Here is a 3,817-nt window from a genome sequence, read left to right on the forward strand (position 1 = left end):
GCGAGCGCCGTGGCCGTGCCGGAAACACGATTCGGCGACAACACCGGCTCGGCGGGCTCGGCGGCTGCGGCCATCACCGGCAGGTCGAAGTCGATGCAGACGTCGCGGATGATGTCCTGGCCGACGGGGCGCTGGCCTGCGGCGAAGCCGTTGACGAGGGCGTTGTCACAGATGACGTTGATCAAGCGGGGAATGCCGCCCGACCCGTGATGGATGGCCCCCACCGCCTCGCGGGTGAAGACGTTGAGGCTGTCCCCGCCCGCCAACTGGATGCGCTTGGCGAGATAGGCCGCCGTCTCGCGCAGCGTCAGGGGCTGAAGCGAGCACCGCAGCGAGACCCGCTGCTTCAACTGGCGCAGACTGGGATCGTTGAGCCGGTCGGCGAGTTCGGGCTGGCCGAGCAGGATGAGCGGCAGGAGCTTGGTGTCCGGCGTCTCGATGTTCGCGAGCAGACGGATCTCCTCGAGCAGCTCGGTCGGCAGGCTGTGCGCCTCGTCGATCACCAGGGCCGTCAGCAACCCGCTGGCGTGTCGCTGACGCAGCAGCGCCTCGAACTCCCTGAGCATGGCGGTCTTGGACTGCGCCGCCGCCTCGCTCAGGCTGAACTCCTGCGCCAGGAACTGCAGGAACTCCAGCCGGTCCATCGTCGGGTTGCGCAGCGTGGCGACCAGGTGACCGGCTTCGCGCCACTGCGCCAGCGCCACGGTCAGCAGGGTCGTCTTGCCGGTGCCGGCCTCGCCCGTGACCACGGTGAGGCCCTTGCGTCCGGCCAGGCCGTACACCAGATTGCCCAGGGCCTCGCGATACCGGTTCGTGAGGAACAGGTACCGCGGGTTCGGCGTGAGGTCGAAGGGGCGCTCGCGCAGCCCGAAAAACTGCTCGTACATGGGCTAGAGTCCAAACTTCCAGTACAGCACCGCGCCGCCGACTACCAGGGCCGCGAGGCCGCTGGTGGAGAGCATCCAGCGCCGCCGCCGATTCCTGCGACGCTCGCTCGACGTGAGCAGCGTGGGCACCACGGCGACGACGGGCAGCGCAAGGGCCGCGATGATGTCGGCATCGGATCGGAACGTGGTATCGCGATACTCGAGCAGGCCGATGACCACAACAGCCATGGCCAGGCCCACGGCCGCGCCCATCGCGGTGATCCGCAGACGGTCCGGACTGTAGGGCGCCTCGGGAATGCGTGGCGGGTCGGCGATGCGGAACTGCTCGCTGATCTGACGGCGCTCCATGTTGGCCGCGACCTTGGCCTCCTCACTGCGCAGGAGCAGGGTGTTGTATCGCTCCTTGAGGGTCTCGTAGTCGCGTACCAGGCCGATCAGCTCCGCTTCACGAGAAGGCGCTGCCTCGACGCGCGACTGATACCCCGCCGACTGCGACTGGCGGGCGGCGATTTCGCGCTGCTTGTTGGCGACCTGGCCCGTCAGCAGGGCCTCGCGCTGGCGCAACTCGGTGATGCGGTTTCGCCGCTGCAACTCGAGCGGGTTGACGCGCCCCTGGGCTGGCGCAGGCGAGCCGCCGCTCACGGGGCGCTGCAGTTGAGCGGTCTGCACCCGCTGCTCGAGGTCACTGACAATGCGCCGCTGCCGCGCGACGTCGGGATGGTCGCTGGTCAGCCGCATCTCGAGCGCTTCCAGCGACGCACGCGCCTTCATGAGGGCGTCGTCATACGGAGTGGAGATGGGAGTCGTATCCACGACCGGCTCGTCGGAGCCTGGTCCGAGGCCCGTGAGGTCGCTCAGTTCCCGCTGCACCTGCAGCAACTCGGTCCGATCGCGGCTGATGGACTCGTTGATGGTCTGCATCTGCGTCTGCAGGTTCTGTAGCGCCGTCACGTTGGCCTGGAGCTGTTCGGGCAACTGGCCGCCGTACTGCTTCTTGTACGCTTCGAGCTTCCGCTCGGTCTCCTCGAGGCGCGTGCGCGCAGTGTCCACCTCCGCAGAGAGGAACTGGTCCGTGCCCTCGGCAATGGTCTCGCGCTGCCGTGCGTTCTCGTCGACGAACAGGCCCACGAGGCGCTCGGTGACCCGGAACGCGGTGCGGGGATTCTCAGAGGAGTAGGACAACGTGAAGGACAGGCCGTCGGGCCGACGGCTGGCGGCGCGGGCCACGCTGACGCTGATATCACGCCGCATGGCGGTGACGACCTCTTCCATCAGGTCCGTCGCACGCTCGTCCTTGTAGAGGTCGAAGTCGACGATGATGCGCTCGAGGCGCGCCCGACTCAGGACCTCCGCCTGCAGCATCGGGAGGCGTTCGTTGAGCGGCAAGGTGACCATGGATCGCACGACGGTCGACGGCAACTGCGGCGGCGTCACGAGCACGACCGCCGAGGACCGGTAGCGGTTCGGCTGCAGGTGCGCGTAGACGAAAGAGCCCAACGCCGCGACCGCAAACGGCACCGCAAGGAACCACAGTCGACGCCTCACGACGCCGAGCATCCAGTCGGGAGTGATCTGTTGAGTGGGAAGCACGGGTGTCTGTCCTCTATCGGAGCACCGGGAGCCAGACCGTCAGGCCGGCCCGGAACCCCTGCCGCTCGAGTTCGGGGGCGACCAGCAACTGGGCCGCGACGTCGTCGTCATACGCGTACTGAAAATAGAAATACTGGGCGAAGAGTGCCAGCTTCTGGGTCAGGCCGAGCCGTAACCGTGCCCCGGCCAGCGCCGTGTCGAAGTTGCGATCCTGCATGCCGATGGCACCGCTCATGTAGCCGGCTTGCGCCTGGAATTCGAGCGCGCGAGTCAGGAGGCCGCTCAGGCTCGTCGTGACCATGTCGCCCTGAAACGGATCGAGAAAACCATCCAGGAAACCCACGCTGCGGGTGTAGGCCGCATCGGCCACCCAGTCACCCCGGAACGTATGGCGGACCCGTCCGGTGCCGATGACCCGGAACAGGGTGCGGTCGCCCCCCGCCTGTCCGATCGCGACGCGGTCACGCACAAGCAGAGTCGTGCCGGTGATCGCCGAGAACTCGGTCCGGCCTTGCCGGAACTGGAAGGGGCGGTTCAGCACCAACCCGATGTCGATGTCATGGTTGAGGCCACCCTGGCCACCGGTGGCACCGTACCGGCGAGCGCCATAGCCAAGGCGCGCCGCCAGGAACGAGGTCAGGTCATAGACGTAGCGGCCGCCCAACTGCGCCCTGGTATTGTCCACGTTGGTGGTTTGCGCCGACTGTCCGAAGTTCGACTGGCCATACATGCCGAAGAACTCGAACCGGGACCGCGCCGACAACCGCCTCGTGAAGATTGCAGAGGTCGCATACTGCAACGCCGTTCGCTCGGAGCTGATGGTCGTGTCGTCGAGCCCAGCGCCGATGCCGGCGCCGACATCCCCGCCAACTCCTGCCTCGGCGCCAGCAAAAGTCGCCCCGGTCCCCGATTGGCCGGGGAAGGGAGCCGCGCTGAAGAACGGGCGGTAGAGAACGAGTTGCTGCACCTGAAGCGATGTACGGGGGCCGAATTCCTTGGCCACCGCAATCGTCCCGGCGTGGAAGGTGGGCACCAACTCCTGGCTGTCGGTGACGTAGCGGGCCGATGTCGCGCCCGTGGCCTGCACCGTCGCCGTGGCGACGCGCTTGAAATACCTCAGACCGGCTTGGCCCCCGATGAATTCGCCCGACACCCGAGGGCGCCCGAGACCGGGGTTCTGCCCACGGGCAAAGATGTCGTCGTCGTACCCGCCGAAGAGTGCGGCGGACAGATTCAAGCCCTGATTGGTTGGGATCTCGTCGGTGGCGCCACCGAACAGCGTTCGCATGGGCCGACCGCTGTCCGCGCCATCGACCTGTGGCGGCGACTGCGCGTCGGCG

The 3,817-nt window shown here is 67.4% G+C and carries 3 protein-coding genes; all 3 read right to left on the reverse strand.

The annotated features are described in order from the left end of the window. On the reverse strand, window positions 1–887 hold an 887-nt coding region (locus Q0C41_RS30400; protein ID WP_291990618.1), incomplete at its 3' end, for an AAA family ATPase. A gap of 3 nt (window positions 888–890) precedes the next feature. Further along, window positions 891–2,477, reverse strand: coding sequence for a hypothetical protein (locus Q0C41_RS30405; protein ID WP_291990620.1), 1,587 nt, complete (start codon window positions 2,475–2,477; stop codon window positions 891–893). A gap of 13 nt (window positions 2,478–2,490) precedes the next feature. After that, window positions 2,491–3,817, reverse strand: a 1,327-nt coding sequence (locus Q0C41_RS30410) for a hypothetical protein (protein WP_291990622.1), incomplete at its 5' end; no start/stop codon positions are given.

It is taken from the genome of Luteitalea sp., from assembly GCF_022842525.1.
In the GTDB taxonomy this organism is placed as follows: Bacteria; Acidobacteriota; Vicinamibacteria; order Vicinamibacterales; family Vicinamibacteraceae; genus Luteitalea.